15 protein-coding genes are annotated in these 21,106 nt (G+C 45.5%); 8 read left to right on the forward strand and 7 right to left on the reverse strand.

Annotated features, from left to right (window positions below; all coding sequences use genetic code 11):
* Window positions 1-6 precede the first annotated feature (6 nt).
* The 7 genes from QEP08_RS05000 to QEP08_RS05030 form a co-directional block, all read right to left on the reverse strand.
* On the reverse strand, window positions 7-1,755 hold the full coding sequence (locus tag QEP08_RS05000) for an STN and carboxypeptidase regulatory-like domain-containing protein (RefSeq protein ID WP_285056359.1): 1,749 nt from the start codon (window positions 1,753-1,755) through the stop codon (window positions 7-9).
* Window positions 1,752-2,708 (reverse strand): FecR family protein, encoded by a 957-nt coding sequence (locus QEP08_RS05005; RefSeq protein WP_285056360.1) that lies wholly within the window; start codon window positions 2,706-2,708, stop codon window positions 1,752-1,754. The genes QEP08_RS05000 and QEP08_RS05005 overlap by 4 nt, the downstream gene beginning before the upstream one ends.
* Before the next feature lie 8 nt (window positions 2,709-2,716).
* Window positions 2,717-3,295, reverse strand: a complete 579-nt coding sequence (locus QEP08_RS05010) for an RNA polymerase sigma-70 factor (protein WP_285056362.1) — start codon at window positions 3,293-3,295, stop codon at window positions 2,717-2,719.
* Between the two features lie 63 nt (window positions 3,296-3,358).
* Complete coding sequence (locus QEP08_RS05015; protein ID WP_285056364.1) at window positions 3,359-4,903, reverse strand: DUF4833 domain-containing protein; 1,545 nt, start codon at window positions 4,901-4,903, stop codon at window positions 3,359-3,361.
* Window positions 4,904-4,913: 10 nt separating this feature from the next.
* Window positions 4,914-5,564: a head GIN domain-containing protein gene (locus QEP08_RS05020; RefSeq protein ID WP_285056366.1), complete on the reverse strand. Its 651-nt coding sequence runs from the start codon at window positions 5,562-5,564 to the stop codon at window positions 4,914-4,916.
* A 61-nt stretch (window positions 5,565-5,625) separates the two neighbouring features.
* The gene (locus tag QEP08_RS05025) at window positions 5,626-6,744 is read right to left on the reverse strand and encodes a hypothetical protein (RefSeq protein WP_285056368.1); all 1,119 of its coding nucleotides are present in this window, start codon (window positions 6,742-6,744) and stop codon (window positions 5,626-5,628) included.
* 219 nt (window positions 6,745-6,963) lie between these two features.
* On the reverse strand, window positions 6,964-8,190 hold the full coding sequence (locus tag QEP08_RS05030) for a multidrug effflux MFS transporter (RefSeq protein ID WP_285056370.1): 1,227 nt from the start codon (window positions 8,188-8,190) through the stop codon (window positions 6,964-6,966).
* 150 nt (window positions 8,191-8,340) lie between these two features.
* Here QEP08_RS05030 and QEP08_RS05035 point away from each other — a divergent pair, with 150 nt between their 5' ends.
* From QEP08_RS05035 to QEP08_RS05070, 8 genes are all read left to right on the forward strand, one after another.
* Window positions 8,341-10,599 carry a heavy metal translocating P-type ATPase gene (locus QEP08_RS05035; RefSeq protein WP_285056371.1) on the forward strand — a complete coding sequence of 753 codons (2,259 nt, stop codon included), beginning with the start codon at window positions 8,341-8,343 and terminating at the stop codon, window positions 10,597-10,599.
* A 20-nt stretch (window positions 10,600-10,619) separates the two neighbouring features.
* Complete coding sequence (locus tag QEP08_RS05040) at window positions 10,620-10,826, forward strand: heavy-metal-associated domain-containing protein (RefSeq protein WP_285056373.1); 207 nt, start codon at window positions 10,620-10,622, stop codon at window positions 10,824-10,826.
* Window positions 10,823-11,386, forward strand: coding sequence for an AraC family transcriptional regulator (locus QEP08_RS05045; RefSeq protein WP_285056375.1), 564 nt, complete (start codon window positions 10,823-10,825; stop codon window positions 11,384-11,386). Before QEP08_RS05040 ends, QEP08_RS05045 begins: the two co-directional genes overlap by 4 nt.
* A gap of 638 nt (window positions 11,387-12,024) precedes the next feature.
* Complete coding sequence (locus QEP08_RS05050; protein WP_285056377.1) at window positions 12,025-15,237, forward strand: SusC/RagA family TonB-linked outer membrane protein; 3,213 nt, start codon at window positions 12,025-12,027, stop codon at window positions 15,235-15,237.
* 21 nt (window positions 15,238-15,258) lie between these two features.
* Window positions 15,259-17,070 (forward strand): RagB/SusD family nutrient uptake outer membrane protein, encoded by a 1,812-nt coding sequence (locus QEP08_RS05055; RefSeq protein WP_285056379.1) that lies wholly within the window; start codon window positions 15,259-15,261, stop codon window positions 17,068-17,070.
* 176 nt (window positions 17,071-17,246) lie between these two features.
* Window positions 17,247-19,049, forward strand: coding sequence for a sodium:solute symporter family transporter (locus QEP08_RS05060; protein ID WP_285056380.1), 1,803 nt, complete (start codon window positions 17,247-17,249; stop codon window positions 19,047-19,049).
* Window positions 19,050-19,068: 19 nt separating this feature from the next.
* Window positions 19,069-19,875, forward strand: coding sequence for a glutamine amidotransferase (locus tag QEP08_RS05065; RefSeq protein WP_285056381.1), 807 nt, complete (start codon window positions 19,069-19,071; stop codon window positions 19,873-19,875).
* A gap of 15 nt (window positions 19,876-19,890) precedes the next feature.
* Window positions 19,891-21,105 (forward strand): hypothetical protein, encoded by a 1,215-nt coding sequence (locus QEP08_RS05070; RefSeq protein ID WP_285056383.1) that lies wholly within the window; start codon window positions 19,891-19,893, stop codon window positions 21,103-21,105.
* The last annotated feature ends 1 nt before the right edge of the window (window position 21,106 follow it).

A 21,106-nucleotide genomic window follows, 5' to 3' on the forward strand; every position in this document is an offset into this window, starting at 1 on the left:
TGCTTTTTAAAACAAGGTAATTCCGACATTCCAACCCATCCAGCCCTTCATCTGTGTACTGAAGCTATGATGCTTTGCCGGTTCGACCTGTTTGCTATACCCTTTTCCGGGCGATCCATTTGCCCCCTCGGTCCGGTAAACCGAATAGGCCGGCCCGCCAAAAATGGTAATGCCCCTTACAAGCTCCACTTGCAGGTTGGTCTGGAGCCTTGCCAGCGTATTGGTATCGTTCCAATTGCCCAGATACAGGTACTGCGCACTGATTTCAGCCGCAACGGAAACCCTATTGCTAAACAGGAAATCATGTCCAAATCCCAGGCCGAAAGCCTCTATTTTAGCAGAGTCTGAAAAGTTTTTTCCCGCAAGAATGATGTTATATAGCTTTGAATTGCCTGTTTTGATGGCCACATTGGTATTGATGGTCTCATTGGCAGACACACTGATCTTATGGTAGCCGCGATGAGAATAGTTGATCATTCCAATGCTATAACCCGTGCTGTTGCCGTTGATGTTGATCAGTCCGATCTGTACTCCCTTCATTTCTTTGGCGTAGTTAAATAAGCCAGCAATCTGCATACCTTTCATGCTCCGCGAAGTAATATTACCCAGGCCTGCAATCTGCATCCCGTCAGTCTCCCGGGCAGAAAAATTACCCAGTCCCGCTATCTGCGTACCGTGTACCGCTTTGGACACAATATTTGCAAGGCCGGCGATCTGCACCCCGTCCATATCCTCCTTCACATGATTGATGAGCCCGGCTGCCTGTACACCATTGACTTTCGTTCTTACATCATTGGCCAGCCCGGCGATTTGCAGGCCGTCCACAGATCCGCCGATTCCATTGTAAACACCGGCAATCTGGAATTTTTTGACATCTCCCCTGGTGATGTTGAACATACCAGCCATCTCAAATCCATTGACCCCGGCAGTATAACCGCCGATTATATTTAAAGAAAACTTGTTGATCACCTGAGAGCTCATAGCGCCATGAGAGCTGAGCCCGGGAGTAAGGGAAGCCTGAAAAGGAGTATTCGCAAAGAAATCCGGAATATTCAGGCCCTGGATCCGCTGCCTCGAAGAGAGGAAGAACCGGCTGAAACCAGACTCAGCCATATTTCTTTTCGACAGTCCATTTGCTTTTTCAGCATCAGCGTCTTCATAACCTTCCGGCTTCACTTTAATGTCAGAAAGAAAAACCAGGGAAGTATCCCGGTAATTCTCCTTACTGGCAGTCAGGATCACCTCGGTATGGTCACCCTTGAACCGGAGCTTAAAATAACCATCGTCATCAGTAAGGGTGGACTGTAACAAGCGCTTTTCATAGACACTTGCCTGTTTTACCTTGCGCCCGGTCTCCGTATCGACCACATATCCGCTGATCAGATAGAGCCGCTCGGCACTTGTAATGTTCTCCGGTTCTATGGTAAGATGATTGGCAGCATAGCGGAGGATCACATGCTCACCGATCTCCCTGTAGTCGACCTTACCAGTAAACAGCTGGTCCAGGACATCCCGGACTGGTTTGTTGTGCATATTGATGCTGACCACACTATCCTGGTTAAACAGTTTACCATTGTAGGAGAAATAAAAATCACCTGCCTTGCTCATTTTATTGAGCACCTCAGATACCGGCTGCGCCCTGATATTTAAGGTGATCAGCTTATCCAGGTTATGCCTGTATTCAACTAATGTGCTTTGTGCCATGCAAAACCCCGGGAGCATCATCAGGAGCAGGACTGTTTTTATCTTCATCATTTAACTCTAGACAACAGAATCTTATTTTCGTTACGCGTTATTTTTACCTCCATTGTTTCCATGATCACTTTCAGGTTGCCTTCAAGCCCGGCATCTACCTTAAATGTAGTGCTGATGGTTTCTGCACCCAATGAAGGATCACTAATGCGGATCTGTGAGCCATAAGCCTCGTTCATCACATCTGCTACTTTTTGCAGCGGTGTATTGTTGGCAATGAATAAATTACTGCGGTAATAATTGTACAGCTGGTCGGTATTCTTTTCTTTGATGAGTTTATCATCAGGACTTCCGATCAGTATTTTTTCACCCTTATGAAGTTCAATCTTTTCCCCGTTCAGTTCCACACGTACGATCCCCGTTTCCACAATGATCTCTATCTGGTCATTCAATCGTTTAATATTGAAAGAAGTACCTACCACCGTCACTGAAACCTTATTGATCCCGATGACAAAAGGATGCGCTTTATCATGTGCCACATTGAAAAACACGTTGCCCCTGCTTAGTTTTACATGGCGGTGTTTTTTGAAATTACGTACATAGCTGATCTCAGAGTTTTTGTTTAAGGTGAGTTCAGAGCCATCGGGGAGCTGCTCAGTCAGTACCTGGTTTTGCGCTACAAGATCCTTATACCGGTCAGGACCAAACAGGCTATAGGCCATCCAGATCCCACCGATCATGACCAGTATGGCAGCGATCTTCAACCAGCTGAAACTTGGTTTCAACGGCCTTACAATAGCTTCATGGTTCGCCGCTTTCTCCTTAAATTTCAGCCATGCCTGCTGCTCATCAACCGTACTGGAGACCGCTAGTTTTTTTCCTGCATTCCAGATCTTTTCAAACTGTCCGAAATAAGCCCGGTTTGAAGGATCAGCCTCCAGCCATGCCTGCACAGTTATCCCTTCCTCTTCACTCGTTTCATTCAGCAGAAACTTTATCAATAATTCATCAGTCATCTGTTCCCCTAATTAAAAAAATCCCTGTAATACCTAATTAACCCTGGTAATGCAAGCGCCATCACTGTGACAAAATCTGCCAGTTTTAAACGCAATAGCTTTAATGCCTTACCCATCTGGTTCTCTACCGTTTTTACCGAAAGATCCAGCTGTTCTGCTATTTCCCTGTATTTTAACTCCTCAAACCTGCTCATCTGGAATATCGTCCGGCAAGCCTCGGGCAGCTCGTTCAGCGCCTCCTGAAGTTTTATTTCCAGCTCGCTCAACTCCACTCTTGAAGAAGCCGGTTCATGTTCATTGTTCATTGTATATGCCGCAAAATCATGGTATTTTGTTTTGACCTTCTGGTGTTTCAGGTAATTCATGCTGTCGTTATACACACATTTGTACAAATAAGCTTTGACAGAAGTCTGCACATTCAGCAGTTCACGTTTTTCCCAGAACCTCAGGAACATTCCCTGTACGATTTCCTCCGCCATATCCGCATCCCTGAGCATGACCCCGGCATAGGCATGCAGCTCTTTGTAGTGGGCTTTGAACAAATGTTCAAAAGTACGGTTGTCGTAAATCGTTAAAGTATCGGTCACGTTTAATTAATTCTGCTTCAAATATATTGGTTTCTATGTTCGAATATGTTAATTCTATTCGGCTTAAATATTAATCCGCTTAAGGAATTCAATACCCGAAGCGCTGTTTACCGTGATCAGATCTATGTACTCTACTTTTGGAAACCAGAACGAACCACCCCTTACCCTCACGAAGACCCTTTTCAATAAATAATCCCTGCCTTCGTCCTTGATATAGATCTTATACTTATTATCTGTTTCAGAACGTTTAAGGTATAATGGCATTTTTTTGTAGGCCATCAGCCTAATCTCAAACTCCTCATTGCCCAGCGCTTTGCATTTTACCCCGTACGCAAACTTGTTCTCGATAAGGGTGAGCTCCTTGCATTTGCCATTCTCAGCGTACCTGATCCAGGAACCCCTGACGGGGTTGCGGTCGTCCAGTTTGCCCTCTTTGTTGAAGTTCAGTTCGTAGATCACCGTATTGGCATCCGGATCTCTTTGCAGGAAGAAAAGCATATTCTCTGTACGCGGAGTAGGGAGCGTGTCTTTCGTACTGCTTTGTGCCGGGACGGCCTGGCTCAGCAGCAGGATCAATAGGAGCAGTATTCCTGCCAGCTTCAGTACTCTTTCTCCTTTTTTCTCAATCTTAATGATACGCGCTCCAGATGCTTTTTCTGCCAATACCATATTCATCTGTTTCACCGACTTTTCTGCCTTGTGCCGGTATATTTTGGCCGGGCTCGCAAACATGAAGAACAACAGTTCCTTTAGGCCGTCACTGTTCTTGATGTCGTGGAGCATGTCCCTGTACTCATGAAAATTGAGCACAAAAGGATTGGTCTTGTTCTCCACAGGCGTGGTTAGTCCGTATACAGGTTTCTCTTCCTCGTATTGAAACGTGCCAAACAAATGGTCCCAGATCATGAACGCCGCACCAAAATTTTTGTCCAGGTATTTTTCCTGACTGCCATGGTGTACCCGGTGATTGGAGGGCGTACCAAAATACTTCTCTATGAAAGGATGCAGCTTACCTATTGCCTCTGTATGTACCCAAAACTGGTATAAAGTACTGATCTGACTGGCCACAAAGAACACCACCGGGTGAAATCCCATCAATGCTACCGGAATGAAAAATACCGTTTTAAAATGCTGTACCCAGCTTTGTCTGAATGCCACGGTCAGGTTGTAATGCTCTGCCGAATGGTGCACCACATGCGTGGCCCAAAAGAAGCGGTTGAAGTGCGAGATGCGGTGCGACCAGTAGCTGCAGCAATCGTACAGGACAAAGCAGGGCGCCAGCATCCACCAGTTGAGTTCCATTCTCCATGGCAATGCATTGTAGATCCATAAGGCGCCGAAAAGCAATACTATTTTCATCAGCAGGTTTACCGCCAGGTTGCCCAGACCGACAAACAATGAGCCTATGGTTTCCCTCTTTTCATAGGTCTTGTGCTCGCCGATGTGAGACAGAAAACCTTCCAGCAGGGTAAAAGCAAATACCACAGGCAAGGCATAAACCATCAGGTTTGGGGCACTTTTTTCCAATTGGTGAATCTGATCTGCAGGAATCCTCATGGCCCCGAAAACTGAGGTAAATGCTTGCAGATGTGGTTGAAATGCTAACATGACGTTGTTGTTAAAGTTTGACCAATTTGCCGCTGCCGCTGACCTGAGAATCGATCTGGGGGTTGCCCAGATAGTACACTTCACCGCTGCCGCTGATCCTGACCTTCAGTTTCTCTGAAACACTGATCCTGGCATCGCCACTACCCGAGATGTGTACTTCTGCTTTGTTGCTTTGCAGCCTCTTCAGGTCAGCTTCACCTGAACCGGAGATCTTTACCAAAGCGTCATTTACGGTTAGCGCATTTTCTGCTTCCACTTCCCCGCTTCCACTGATGGAAACTTCAAAACGATCAAGTGCGGGAAACTGTCCACTGAGGTCTATGTCGCCGCTGCCATTGATTGAAATGTAGTTTATCACTGGTAGCGTTACATAGACCTGTACATCATCACGCCTTACATTGACGTTTTTATAGCCAAGATGCAGCGTGCTGCCCACAACTTCTGTTTTAAAATAAGGGATCAGGTTGTTGGAACCGCTTAAGGTCACCTTAAACTCCGTACCATAGGCGATGTGGATGTCGCTGCTGCCCTCTGTGTCTATGCCTGTGAATTCACTTAAAGTTCTTGCTTCCGTGGCTTTTTCGCCGCTGGCGGTAAGCCTGTCCTTGGAGCAGGAGGTTAAAAAAATACTCAATAATGCTGTTGCTGTTAAAATTCTCATAGTTTTTAGAATTTGTGTGTGTTCAATAATATCGTCGTGCTCCCTTACGCAGATAATCTGCTTAAAATTTTACGTGTATACCGCCGGTATAACCCAGATACAGCCCCTTGAAATCCTCATCATCTTCTCCCGGCCATTTCTTTAAGTACTTTTTGGTTAGTTTTTCGCCCTCAGCTGTATTGATGGTGATGAAATTCAAGGACGGACCGGCAAATATTTCCAGGAAAGAAGTGAGCTTTAATGCGGGCATCAGACGGAAGGAAGATTTGAAATAATCGCCGTCCTCAAAGTCGGTCAGTGAGCTGGCAATCAGCTCGGTATTCAGCCTGAAGCTATTTGAAGTAAAGAAATGCGCGCCAAGACCTGCTTCAGCCGCATATACCGCATCATCGTTTTTAAAATTATAACCCACACCGATGATGCCGTAAAGTACTTTTCCACCGGATCTGAAAGACAGCATTGTAGTTTGATTTTCATCGATGCTAACCCCGATGCTTTTCTCGCCATGTTTGATGATGTTGATGATCCCTATCGGGCAGTCGCTGCTGTCAGCAATGTTCATAAAACCCGCTACCTGTACGCCTTTCACATTTTTTGCAATATTGATAAAACCCGCAAACTGAGAGCCTTTAACATCTTTTGCAACGTTGGCAAAGCCACCAACCTGGGAGACGCTGACATCTTTGGCCACATTGGCGAAACCAGCGAATTGTGCGCCTTTTATATCCTTGGCAACATTGATGAAACCGCCAACCTGTGTACCGTTTACGGCTTTTGCGATATTGGCAAAGCCGGCAAATTGTGCGCCTTTGACCTCGCCGGAAGCAACATTGGCGAAGCCAGCAAAAGCAGGGCCTTTGCCACCGCCATAGGTATTTGCAAAACCGGCAAACAAGGCGCCGTTGACCGTCTTCTTTACGTGGTTGGAAAACCCGGCAAACAGCGTGCCTGTCACATCATTGAGTACGACATTAGAAAGACCGGCAAATGCTGCTCCGCGCTCGGCTGCGGAAACTCCGCCGATCAGGTTAATGGAAAAGTTATTGGTATCCAGGGGGGCATGAGTGCCATTGGTGCTCAATGGATAAACAAGCCCAAAATGAATTTTGCCTGGTATGTGATTTTGTGCTCCGGCAGTCAGACCGGCGAGGAGTAGAGTTAAAGTAATAAAGTTTCTCATTGTATCTTATTTTTAGAATAAGACAACGAGATCAGCTTATACCCCTATGCAGGTTTATTAATTTTTTTTAGCTAAGGCCAAGTCCTCACATGAAACACACCTGAGTCACACTTTCTTCACAAAAAGGTACCTGTTTGTGGCTTTGGTGTGAACAAGGTGTGAAGAATGTGTGAATGAGTATGCCCCTAGACGGCATCTTAAGGGGTATAATAAATGTAATTAATGAAATGTACTTACTCCGCCTGCCGGTGCTTCGACCTTTTTCTTAATGTTTTTTCTGCCGAAATAAAGAATGGCAAATGCCATCAGGGTAGTGACCGTCATAATCGTTACCATAGGCACCGGGGTGGTCTGTTCAAAAAAACCGATGAAAGCCGATGCAATGGCACCCAGCGCCATTTGGAAGGCACCCATTAAAGCGGATGCGCTACCGGCGTTCCTGCTGAAGGGAGCCAGGGAAAGTGCTGCGGCATTGGGATTTGCAAAACCCAGGCAGGCCAGGAAAAGAAACAGCATGATCAAAGACTCTGTGAGGCCAAACCAGCCGTTTATGCTTCCGGTCAGAAACACGATGACCGAAATTGTTTGTCCGATCAATGCTGCAAAGATCAGCTGTTCGCTGGTATATTTTCTAAGCATTATGGTATTGACCTGGCTTGCACCGATAAATCCTATAGACAGACCGGCAAAGATCCAGCCATAGGTTTCCGCTTTTACCTTGAATATTGACATGAACAGGATCGGCGAACCGCTCACATAGACAAACAAGCCTGCAAAAGCCAAAGCACCCGTTAAGGCATAAGTATAAAACTGCGGTTCCTTTAGTACTGCCCAAAAATTGGTGATGATCGGCTTAGGTTTTAAAGAAAGTGTAGTGTCTGGTTTATAGCTATTGGGCAGCCACAGCCAGCTGGAGATCAAATTGAACAGCCCTAATCCCGCCAATGCCAGAAATATCGTATGCCAGCCAAAAGCAACAGAAATATAGCCTCCCAGGGTAGGCGCGATCATAGGTGAAGCTCCCAGAACGAGCATCAGCAAGGCAAATACTTTCGCATTGTCTTCGACAGGAAACAAATCCCTGACCATGGTGATAGAAGCCACACCTGCAGCACAACTGCCAATGGCCTGTATAAATCTAAGGCCGATGAAGCTGTCGACATCGGTCACGAAGACGCACAGCAGCGACGTGAGAATATATACAGCTAAACCGATATACAAAGGTTTTTTCCTGCCATAACGATCCAGCAAAGGGCCATAAAGCAACTGGCCGCCGGAAATGCCAATGAAAAAGCTGGACAGCGACCAGGCTACTTTGCTTTCTGTAGTACCCAGATCCTGTGCTATAGCCTTAAAGCCGGGCAGGTACATGTCAATAGAAAAAGGACTTAAAGCGGTCAGAGAGCCCAGAATAAGGATGAGGAAGAAATATCTTTTTTTAGTCATGGTTTTGATGCCGCAAATATAGGGTTAGAGCAGCTAAAGTAGAGATCATGAAAAGGTCATTTATCCAAATTATGTAAGTTAAAAACTAGATTATATAAAAGCCAAAGAACAAGCCTGCCGTACATTTGTAGTATTAAATATAAAAGCAACATGGCTTCAGTAAAAAATATAAATACTTTATCGCTGCCCGTACTGGGTATGAGTTGTGCAGCCTGTGCGGTAAGTGTAGAATCTATGATCTCTGCGCAGGAAGGAGTAACGCAAGCCGAAGTAAACTATGCTACCCAAAAAGTAAAAGTAAGTTACGACCCTGCTGTGACCGGCCCTGCTAAATTCCAAAAAGCAGTACAGTCAATCGGATATGACCTGATTACCGATACGGACACAGAAAAAGGCAATGAAAAACAGGCAGAAGCACAAGCCCATCATTATAAAGCGTTAAAAAAGAGAACTATCGCCGCTGCCATATTAACTATACCTGTGGTGGTAACCGGTATGTTTTTGATGGATCTGCCCTATGCAAATTACATAATGCTTATACTTACTGCACCAGTGGTCTTCTATTTTGGCAAGAGTTTCTTTGTTAATGCCTGGAAACAGGCGGGATACGGCAAAGCCAATATGGACACGCTGGTCGCCCTGAGTACGGGTATCGCCTTTATTTTCAGTGTATTTAATACCGTTTATCCGGAGTTTTGGCACAGCAGGGGACTGCATCCTCATGTCTATTTTGAAGCCGCTGCGGTAGTCATCGTGTTTATTATGCTGGGCAAATTACTTGAGGAAAATGCCAAATCAAATACTTCAGGTGCAATAAAGAAACTCATTGGTTTACAGCCTAAAATGGTATTGCTGATAACTGAAAAAGGAGAGCAGGAAATTCCTGTGGCCGATGTGCAGAAAGGAGACAAACTCCTGGTCAGGTCCGGAGAGAAAATCCCCGTAGACGGCACCCTTTACGAAGGGAGTTCTTATGTAGATGAGAGCATGCTCAGCGGGGAACCTGTAGCGGTACTGAAAGAGCAGGGCAGCAAAGTATTTGCAGGTACCATCAATCAAAAGGGCAGCTTCCGTTTTGTCGCCGATAAAGTGGGCAGTGAAACCATGCTGGCGCAAATCATCCAAATGGTGCAGGATGCCCAGGGTTCAAAAGCACCTGTACAAAAGCTGGTTGACAAGGTTGCTGGCATATTTGTTCCAGTGGTCATCTTCATTGCCGTATGCACGCTGGGCGTCTGGACGCTTGCCGGCGGTTCGCATGCTTTTACACAGGGGTTGCTGGCTATGGTCACTGTGCTGGTTATCGCCTGTCCCTGCGCCCTTGGTTTGGCTACGCCAACTGCCATCATGGTAGGCATAGGCAAGGGTGCTGAGTCAGGGATACTGATAAAAGACGCTGAGGCACTCGAGCTGGGCTACAAGGTAAATGCGATAGTGTTGGATAAAACAGGAACCATAACTGCAGGAAAACCAGTTGTTACTGCCATTTACTGGAACAAAAACTTGAGCGATGGGAAAGGTTCACTGGAACAAATATTTGCGGCGTTGGAGCAAAGTTCTGAACACCCGCTTGCCGAAGCAATTTATAATGAATTGAAAGCGAAGGGAGTAACGCCGGTCGACATCAGCAACTTTGATAGTCTGACAGGAATGGGCGTAAGTGGTATCCATAATGGTAAAAAGTATATAGCAGGAAGCCATAAGGCAGTTAAAAATCAGCTCAGAGCCAGTGGACTGCAGGGCGAAGCTAAAGGATTGTTGGAGCAGGCTAAAGTATTGCAGGAACAGGCACAAACAGTTATTTACTTTGCCGATGAAAGCGAGGTGCTGGCTGTGGTGGCTATCGCCGATCAGGTCAAAGATGGATCGGCAGCTGCGGTGACCGAACTCAAAAAACTGGGAATAACTGTTTACATGCTGACCGGGGATAATGAGCAGACAGCAGCGGCTGTGGCAAAACAGGCAGGCATAGACCATTATCAGGCGGAGGTGCTCCCTTCGGATAAAGCAGCATTCATCAAAAAGCTTCAGCAGGCAGGAAAGGTTGTTGCCATGGTTGGCGACGGCATCAACGACAGTCAGGCGCTTGCTCAGGCTGATGTGTCGATAGCTATGGGCAAAGGATCGGACATTGCTATTGATGTGGCAAAAATCACCCTGATCTCCTCTGACCTTCGGCAAGTGCCAAAGGCGCTGCAGTTGTCGAGGCTTACAGTGAAGACCATCAGGCAAAATTTGTTCTGGGCCTTTATTTATAATTTGATTGGTATCCCGATTGCGGCAGGAGTATTGTATCCGTTCAACGGGTTTTTGTTGAACCCGATGATTGCGGGAGCAGCGATGGCACTCAGCTCGGTATCTGTGGTAAGCAACAGTCTCCGTCTGAAATTAGCAAAACTTAATTCATAAATCATTAAATTTAAACAGATATGCACACAATTCAATTCAAAACGAACATAAAATGCGGTGGCTGTATAGCTGCGGTGACACCATATTTAAACAAGATCAGCGACAAATGGAGTGTAGATATTGACAATCCTGACAAGATACTAAGTATAGAAACAGAAGAAGCGGTAAGCCCTAAAGAAGTAATAGAAGTGCTGGATACCGCAGGATATAAGGCAGAGAAAATATGATCCTTTATGTAAAAAATATGGTTTGTGACCGTTGCATCATGATTGTGGATCAGCAATTGAACCAGCTCGGTTTTTCTGTAAAAGACATTTCTCTGGGGAAGGTTGAAGTGGAACCGGAGCCCGGTTCGGCACAACTGCAGGATATTGGTGCTGCGTTACAGGTACTTGGCTTTGAGCTGATTGATAAAGGAAGAGATCAGCTTATAGAGCAGGTCAAAAACGAAGTAATCAACCTGGTCCATTATTCAGATCTGAATGAGATCAAACAGAGCCTGATGCACGTCATTGCAGGCAGGCTGAACAAGGAATATACTTACCTGAGCAGGTTGTTTTCCGATGGGGAAGGAATCACAATAGAGCGCTATATCATCCAGCAGAAGATAGAAAAAGTGAAGGAGCTGTTGGAATATGGAGAGCTCAACCTCAATGAGATCTCTTATAAAATGGGTTACAGCAGCAGCGCCCACCTCTCGGCGCAGTTTAAAACCATAACTGGCATGTCGCCAAGCAAATACAAGTCTGCGACAGGTCAAAACAGAAAGCCACTGGACAGGGTTTAATTACTTACGCTGCTGCGCTTCTTCTGTTTTCTCACTATGGTAGGGCTATATCGTAATATGAATGCGGATTCAACTCTTGTTGAATCCATTTATATCTGGTATTTTACTTAAATATCATGTTCGATAATCAAAATATTCTGCAACATTCTGTTGGCTGATTTGATTATAATGTACTGTATTGTAGTTTCTTGAGATAAAAATATCCTTTGAGCTTCTTAAAGTCCTCAGGTTTTAATTAAAAATATCCTGTGGTTGTAAAATTTATTTGGTTATTTAAAATATATAATTAAATTTGTTATATATGAATACGTAATCATTATACAACAACGAACGGTGCGGGAAATTGATAGGGGATCGGTAATAATTGTATATGATGCAATAAAAATGCAACTGCCTCCATTTCATATAATGGAATTGGGGCCAATAGTTGAGACAGTCATTGGTGCTGGAATAATAAATTAGGATGAATGGGGGCGTGCGGGAAAAGGCGCTGTTTTTTTGATGATTTTTGAATACGTATACATTTTAAGTGCGACTTATAAGAATAACAGATAGGATGAAAGGGAATATTGAGACTTACGGAATTGATTGAACAAAAATAACCATTTATATAACCTAAACCTTTAAACCATTATTCTATGCATTTTTTTACAAAATTCAGGCTTCCTGACTTTGTCGTCAGAAAGTTGTTGAACGGAAACATTGACCGGGTTTCCCTGGCCTGCACGGGCTCCGTATTCCGGTTGCTTTTCATTTGCTGCATGGCTCCGGTATTTGTTATGGGGGCAACAAATCCTCATGAAAACGGAATTACTTACGCTCCGGTATTAAATAGCGCTTCTTTTGTTTTACACGGTACAGTTGTGGATGAGAAAGATCAAACTTTGCCTGGTGCGACTGTCGTGCTGAAAGGGAGTAAAAACGGCGCTACTACGGATATCAATGGTAAGTTCATACTGGAAATTCCAACAGAACAAGATTCAATCATAGTAAGTTTTATTGGTTACAAAAGCCAGACGGTTTTTGTAGGAAGCAATAGAACGATGACGATTAAGCTGGAACCTGATGTGGAAAATCAGAAACTGAACGAAGTCCAGATTGTAGGCTTTGGTACCCAAAAGAAAATTACAATGGTTGGTGCTGTTTCATCTGTCAACGTCAAGGAGGTTCAGAAATATTCCACACCTTCTTTAACCAATGCGATTGCAGGAAGGCTTTCCGGTGTCATTACCCGTCAGACATCGGGTGAGCCGGGCTATGATGCTGCCAAGATTTTTATTCGTGGATTGGTTTCGCAAAGCGGCTCAAATGCGCCTTTAATTATCGTTGATGGAGCGGAACGTGAACTTAATAGTTACTGGACCAACATGAATATACAGGAAATAGAGTCCTTTTCTGTATTAAAAGATGCTACCTCCACCGCTGTTTATGGCAGCAGGGGCGCCAATGGTGTGATTTTGATCACCACAAAAAAAGGCGCTGTTGGCAGACCAAAAGTCACTTTCAGGACAGAAGCCGCTATGGTTACGCCATTTAGACTAGAAGATAATATTGACGGTTACGAATACGCTTCGCTGATCAATGAGAACAGGGTAAATATGAAAGCCATGGCCGGCATTGATCCAAATCTGCCATCGGTACAGCCGGTATACACTGCTGAGCAGCTTGAAAAGTTTAAGGATGGTTCGGATCCATATGCTTACCCAAATGTAGACTGGTATAATGAAGTGTTCAGAAAAAGAACAAAACAACTGACAAACAATCTGGGTGTGTCGGGTGGTTCGGAAGCTGTCAGGTATTATATCAATCTGGGCTATAGTTTACTGGAGGGCATATACAAGGAAGATCCGGATAGTAAATACGAAACCAACACGGCCATAAAACAGTATAACTTCAGATCAAATATAGATATGAATTTAACAAAGAATTTTACGGTTGCGCTGGGGCTTTCCGGAATTATAAAAGGCGCCAATTTCCCGGGCCCGGATAGGAATTCGATTTTTACCCAGTTAAAATTATATAGTCCAATTACCAGCGCGAAAACGCTTCCTGATGGCAGTGCCCCGGCAGGGCCTAATATCGACCAGAGAATTAATCCTTATTCACTGGTTACCAAAACCGGCTATACGAAGCAATACTATACTACGCTGATCAGTAACTTGAGTGCAAAGTGGGATTTGGCATCTGTAACCCCGGGCCTGTCGGTAAGCGGATTGCTTACTTATGATGTAGTTGACATTACTCAAAATGTGCGCAGGGAATTCCCGGCCACCTTCAGGTATAATCCTTTTACAAAAGTATATACTCCTGTGCAATTGCCAAGCCCATTGGGCCTTAGTCTTCAAAACGAAAATTATAAGACTGCATACGGGCAGTTTTCGGTTGATTATAGTCATAGTTTTGGCAAGCATAATGTTTCCGGGACTATTTTGGGAAGCAGGAGGGAATATACAAATGTCAACACCAGCAGTTCCATAAACAATCTCCCGCAGAGAAGACAGCATGCGGTGGGCCGTTTGACTTACAATTTTGATTCCAGGTATTCACTGGAAGCGAATGCCGGGTATACAGGTTCGGAAAATTTTCTTAAAGGAAGGAGATATGGATTGTTTCCTTCTATAGGAGCAGCCTGGATTGTGTCCAATGAGCGTTTCTGGAACAAAAATGTGGTGAGTACACTAAAATTACGGGGTAACTATGGGGTAGTGGGAAATGACCAGATAGGCCAAAGGTTTTTGTTTCAATCCACATTTAATCTTGGTGCTACCGGCTATAGCTTTGGTTTTCCACAGGTAATTACCGAAAACGGAAGAAGTGAAAATTTTATAGGAAATCCCAACGTCACCTGGGAAACAGCTTATAAAACAGATCTGGGTATGGACCTGGAACTGCTAAACGGCAAGATTACACTTACAGCAGATTTATTTCACGAGCGCAGAAAAGGACAGCTTTTAAGACGCCAGGTGGTTCCTGCATATGTAGGGTATCCAGCTTCCATCATTCCTTATGCTAATGTCGGCGAAACTGAAAATAAAGGAATTGACGGCAGTTTTCAGTTTAGAAATACGACTAAAGGCGGTCTGTACTATTCCGTTAACGGAACGTTTACGTTTGCAAAAAATAAAATAACAGAGAATGATCAGCCACCACCGCAGTATCCATGGCAAGATTTCAGGGGTCAGCCTATAGGTGCAAACCTGGGTTACGAGGCCATAGGCTTTTTTAAAGATCTGGCAGATATCAGTAACAGCCCGGTTCAGACCTTTGGTACGGTTGGTCCCGGAGATACCAAGTACAGAGATGTGAATGGCGATAATAAAATCGATGTTTCGGATCGGGTATTTATAGGTAAATATGGTTCAGAACCTCAAATTGTATTCGGGCTTGGCGGCACTGTAGCCTACAAGGGTTTTGATGCGACTGTATTTTTTATGGGAAATGGCAGAAGGGACTTCTTTTTCACTCAGGGCTTTACAGCATTTCCATTTAGCAGCAACGAAGGGGAGTATAATGTAATGCAGATGGTCTATGATCAGAGATGGATTCCTGGAGCTGACAACACAAACGCAAAATTTCCTGCAGTCAGGGCCTTGAGTCAAAATAACAGCCAGGGTTCCACTGTTTTCTTTCGGAACGGTGAATATTTACGCTTGAGAAATGCAGAGTTAGGGTATACTTTGCCAGCAAGTGTTGCCAGGAAAATTTCCATGGCCAGTGTCAGGGTGTTTGTTCAGGGCACCAATTTAGCTACCTGGGACAGAATTAAAGCCATTGACCCTGAATCTGACTTTGGAACAGGAACTTATCCGGTCTCGAGAAATTTCAATTTTGGGCTGGAAGTTAATTTTTAATACACAACTAAATACAGTATCATGAAATCAATTATAAGTTTATTTTTTCTGGTAATAATTCTTTTTACTGCCTCATGTAAAAAGGGTTTTCTTGATAAGATTCCTGACGGGGATTTAACACTCGATCAGATATTCCAGGACCCTGCCCATACCAGAGGTTATTTAAATAATGTTTATTCTCATATGCCTAAAGAAGGCGCTATGGTAGATCCCCCGGCACCGAACCCTTACAATGGTATATCAGATGATATGGAGATGAGCTATGAGGCCAGCCAGTCCAACAACTGGAATGCCGGCAACTGGAACAGCTCAAGCGAAGGGGGCGGTCTGTGGACAGACCTTTATACCGGGATCAGGAAAGCTAACGTATTTCTGGAAAATGTTAATAAACTTATCCCAGGCGAATTTGCGTCCCAGGAGCGGATCAACCAATGGAAAGCTGAAGCTACTTTTCTCAGGGCCTTTTATCACTTTTTACTGATGAGGGTCTATGGCCCTGTCCCGATCATGGACAGAACAGTTGGCTTAGATGAGGACTATCTTAAATTCAGACGCCAGCCCATTGATAAATGTGTTGATTTTGTGGTGGCCGAATGCGATAAAGCCGCAGCCGGATTGCTGCCCAGGGTCGTAGATCCCGCAGATCAGGGAAGGCCATCGAAAGCTACAGCCTTAGCACTGAAGGCCAGGGCACTGTTGTATATGGCCAGTCCATTGTGGAATGGCAATGCAACCTATGCGAGTTTTACAAGTGATGGTGTACGGTTATTTCCCGATGCCGATGCGAACAGATGGCAGGCCGCCGCAACTGCAGCCAAGGCCTGTATTGACCAGGCACTGACAGCAGGATACAAACTTTATAACAACAATCCGGACCCTTCACTGAATTATCAGGAATTATTCTGGAAAAACTTTAATGAAGAAGTCCTTTTTGCCATTTTAGGCGGGGGTGTGGATGATGGTTATGCTGAGCCGCGCGGGTTTGTCGATGCCGATTTCGGTCTGATCAGTCCTACACAAAACCTCGTAGATGCCTACGAGACGAAAGAGGGGGTGCGTCCTATCCTGGGTTATAATGCTGACAATACACCCATCCTTAATCCGGAAGCCGCTACATATAATGATAGCAATCAGGCTGCAACGGCAACCAGTGAGTACGTAGCCGGTACCCGCGGGATGTATGTTAACCGTGATCCCCGCTTTTATGCGAGCATTATCTTTACCGGACAGAAATACAAATGGACCCGCACGACCAACCCAAGGAGTACTCCTATACAATTTTGGAGAGGCGGGTATGACGGGAGGCTTGCCAACGGGCATTATGCCGAAACCGGGTATTTACTGAAAAAGATCGGCCACCCGGATTATAGCCGTACCCCCAGAGTTGTTCCTCAGAGGAGCTGGATATTCTTCCGTTTGGGGGAGCAATACCTGAATTATGCTGAAGCATTGAATGAAGCTCAGGGACCCGTGGGCGATGTTTACACCTATGTAAACCTCATCAGGACCAGGGCAGGAATGCCAAATTTACCGGTCGGGTTATCAAAAGATCAGATGCGGGAAAGAATCAGACATGAACGCAGAATTGAGCTGGCATTTGAGACACACCGTTTCTTTGATACCCGCCGGTGGAAAATTGCTGAGGTTACAGATAATGCCATCATCTATGGATTGGATGTACAGGCAACTGGATACAATATGTCAAGTGATGCCTTTTATAAAAGAACTCCAATTGAGAAGAGGGTTTTTGATCCCGGCAAACATTATTTATGGCCTATTCCCCAGGTTGAGATCAATAAGAATCCTAAACTGGTGCAAAATCCGAACTGGTAATCAGATTCCTGCAGGGCAGGTATTTTCTTGTCTGCCCTTTTTTTAAACACACATACTATGAGGATCCTTTTAAATACTTTTAAATAAAAGAATGATAACAGGTTACACATTACACAAATGAAATTATGATTTGGGCTCAATTAGACATTTGGATCGTTGCGGTATACATTTTACTTATGCTGGGTATTGGATTCTGGCACCGCCGTTTTGCCAACAAAAGCATGGATAATTTTTTCCTGGGCGGAAGAAAGATCCCCGGCTGGCTGAACGGAATTTCCTATACCTCTGCATTGGTAAGCCCCGATGCTGCGACAGGATATGGCGGATTGGCCGTTGCCACCGGCGGATTTATCTGCTGGTGGTATTTAAGCCGCTTTGGACTGGCGTTATTTTTAGGGGGGGTACTGTTCGCGTTCTTTTGGAGAAAACTTAATCTGTTCACATCACTCGAATTTTATGACCTGAGGTTTCCCAGGCGCGCCGCTTCGGCGATGAGGTTATGGATCGCCATCCGGACTTCATTGATCGCAATGCCCGCATGGACAGGGATTACCCTGCTTGCCGCTTGTAAGATCATGGGCCCGGCATTCGACCTTAGTAAAATACAAACCCTTTTGCTGGTTGTGCCCATATCGCTGCTCTTTGTATTTTCTTCAGGATATAAAGGGGTAGTAATCTCGAATTTTATCCAGATGATTATCTTTTTTGCCGGAACGCTGCTGCTTGCTTACCTCACCCTGAAGCATTTTGGCGGAGCAACAGCCATGGTTGGAGCCATTACCGGAAAATTCGGCCCGTTAAGTACCGAAATACTGGGTTCAGTGCCACCCGAAAAACATGCCATATTTCCGCTGGCTGCTGCTTTCGGATGGCTTTTCGGGCAAAGTATCGGCTATGGCGGCGATGCAGCCCCCATGGGTGGTGCGATGGAAGGTCAGCGGATACTCTCTACACGCACGCCTGCCGAAGCGTTGACCATGTATGTCGTTGCGGCAATATCCATGTTTCTCCTGCTGCTGCTGGTTACCCTGCCCAGCATAAGCGCTGCGGTGATGTGGCCTGAGCTTCGGGAAGCAGGTGCTGACCGTGAACTGGTGTATGGAAAGCTGATGAAAGCCCTGCTGCCCGCAGGAGCAATGGGCCTGATGATCGCTGCGATGCTGGCGGCAACGATGTCGACAGTTGGTGATAATCTTAATTTTGGCAGCCAGGTATTGGTCAGCGATATTTATAAGCGCTGGTTCGTTCCTGGTGCAAAAGAGAAACACTACCTGCATATGGGGAAACTCGGTATGGTCATTATACTGGCCCTGTCCGTGGCCGTTGTTTTTAATGTGCTGATCATCACTGATGTGGCCATATTCATGCTTTCTTTAAGTGCTGCCGAGCTGCCTGCTAACTGGGCACAATGGTGGTGGTGGCGCTTTAATGGCCCGGCAAGGGTAGCGGCTTCCTTTGGCGGAGCAGCCATTTTCTGCCTGGTTGTTGTCGGACCGAAATTGCTGGTTATGGCCGGGGTATCTGGCGCCTCAGTATTGATCATTGCCTGGTACTGGCAAACCTTGCTGGTCATGGGTATTACAACTTTACTTTGGATTATTGTGGCCCTGCTTACAAAACCTGATCCTGAACAGCTGCTGAGTGATTTTTATGTCCGTGCGCGGCCACTGGGATTTTGGGGGCCATTTCAAAAACTGGCTACAGCAGAGGTCAAAAGATCTGCCAGGCCAATTTTCACAGGTCTGCTGATCGCAGTATTGGGTGCATCTGCTGTAGCCTTATTTATCCTTGGATTTACGCATGCCTGGTTTGCGCGCTACATGACAAGTGTCACTGTACTGGCAATTGCCGTAATCATCTTCTGCGTCTTCTGGAAAATGGCACAACGCTACCTTACGTTTCTGGAGCTCAGGCTGGACGATCGATCTGACAAAGCGGATCCTGGAATGGTGATCCCCATCAAAAAAATAAATCAATAAAACACATAAACATAATTAAATGAAAAAAGAAATCAATTCTGACCGCGAGCATGTCCTGTACCTGGGTGACTGGGTTTTCAGTGTGGGTCCCTTATTTATTGAAACACCATTTGGTACAGAGACAAAAGATGCTGATCTGCATTTCTATGGCAAGCGTCTGGTACAGGCGATTGATCCGCTGGTTGAAGTGACCAGTATGGCCAACTGGGAGCTGTACAGAATGCAGCCAGGGCGGCTTGAAGAAATTTTGGATCAGTCAAAGGGCCTCATCATCAGTGACGTTGAAGCCAAATGCTTCCATCTTTTCCCAAGTTTTTTTGACCGTGCACAGCGCCAAGATAAGGTCGTCACCTTTCCAGACCGCTTGACGTCTATTAAAACCTGGATAGAAGATGGCGGGGGTCTGATGATGCTCGGCGGCTGGCTGTCTTTTAGCGGGGCCCTGGGCAAATCCGGTTGGGGACGGAGTTCATTCTCAAACGCACTTCCGGTCCAGTGCATGGCTACGGAAGATTTGGTTGAATCATCAGCAGGCTTTACTGCTGAAGTTCTGGAACCGGAGCATCCGGCGGTAAAAGGACTGGCCTGGGATAAATTTCCACCAATATTCGGGTACAATGAAGTCACAGCAAAGCCGGAAGGCCAGGTATTGGTCCGTGTGAAAGAAACCGGCCATCCACTGGTTGTGGTAGGCGAATACGGAAAAGGCAGAGTACTGACCTATATGTCTGATCCTGCGCCGCACTGGGGCATCAATTTCGAACTATGGGAAAGCTACGATGCCTTTTGGCAGCAGGCACTGAACTGGGTGAAGAAAAAAAACTAAAAAATACATACACAAATGAGCCAGATATTATTAGCCGGAGCTTCCGTTACAGACATTACACCACCCCTTGAAGTGGGGTTGCTTACTTCGTCGGTAAGGGGTGAATACAAACCATTTGAATCTATAAGAACGCCTCTTCATGCCAGGGTACTGGTGTTAAAATCCGGTACAGAAACTGTGGCTGTCGTAGCCCTGGACTTGCTTGCTTTGAGTGATACTTCAGTCGGCGGCTGGAATGCATTTAAAGAGGGCATTGCCGGGTCCGTTAAAGCCGGTAAGATCATACTTTGCTGCACGCATACACATAATGCGCCTGAATCAGGAGCCATAACAGATCTGTATTTGACCAGTGCATTTCAGAATTGGTTGAAGGACGTACAGGGAAAACTGAAACTAGCAATTGAGCAGGCTTTGAATGCTGCCGTTCCCTGCAGCGTTTCTATAGCTTCAGAGCTGCTGGATGGTTTTTCCTTACAACGCCGCATTAAAACACCTGATGGGATCATTATGTCTGATAGTATCCAGCCTATTCGCGGGGATCTTATGGAGCGTGAACCGGTAGACCGCAGGGTGAAGTGCCTCAAGTTTACCAGCGGCCGGGGTGTGGTCATTGCCACTGTAGTACAAGCCATTTGCCATCCCGTACATGAAATGTGCATGCCACATGTATCGGCCGAATTTCCCGGGGAATTATGCAATGCGCTCGATGAACGCGGTCTGAATGGCATGAGCATGTTCCTTAACGGAGCAGCCGGCGATACCAATCCGCCAACGGTATCGATGGGCCCCGAGTCATCCAGAAAACACGGGCTTGCTATGGCTGAAATTGTGGAAGAACAACTGTATACTGATCTGAATGTGAGTTCATTCACATTTCAGCATAGAGAAATTCAGCTAGCTATAAGGCCGGGTTCCGGCATCACCAATCCATCGGATGCACTGGCAAGAATCAATACATTGACATTCGGAGACCTGGCCATTGTTTTTTTACCCGGAGAGATCTTTGTGGAAACCGCGCTGAAAATAGAAAGAGATGCCGGTACAGAACAGACAATAATCGTAGGATTTTCAGAAAACAGCATCGGATATGTGCCAACTGAAACGGCTTTTACGGAAGGTGGCTATGAGACCGGTCCCGGCAGGTGGTCCTATGTCGAGCACACCGCGGAAAGACGTATCTTAAACGAAACAATGAGACTAATTGGAACTGATCTGGCAAAACCTAATTGAA

Source organism: Pedobacter ginsengisoli (genome assembly GCF_030244015.1).
Classification (GTDB): Bacteria; Bacteroidota; Bacteroidia; order Sphingobacteriales; family Sphingobacteriaceae; genus Pedobacter; species Pedobacter ginsengisoli.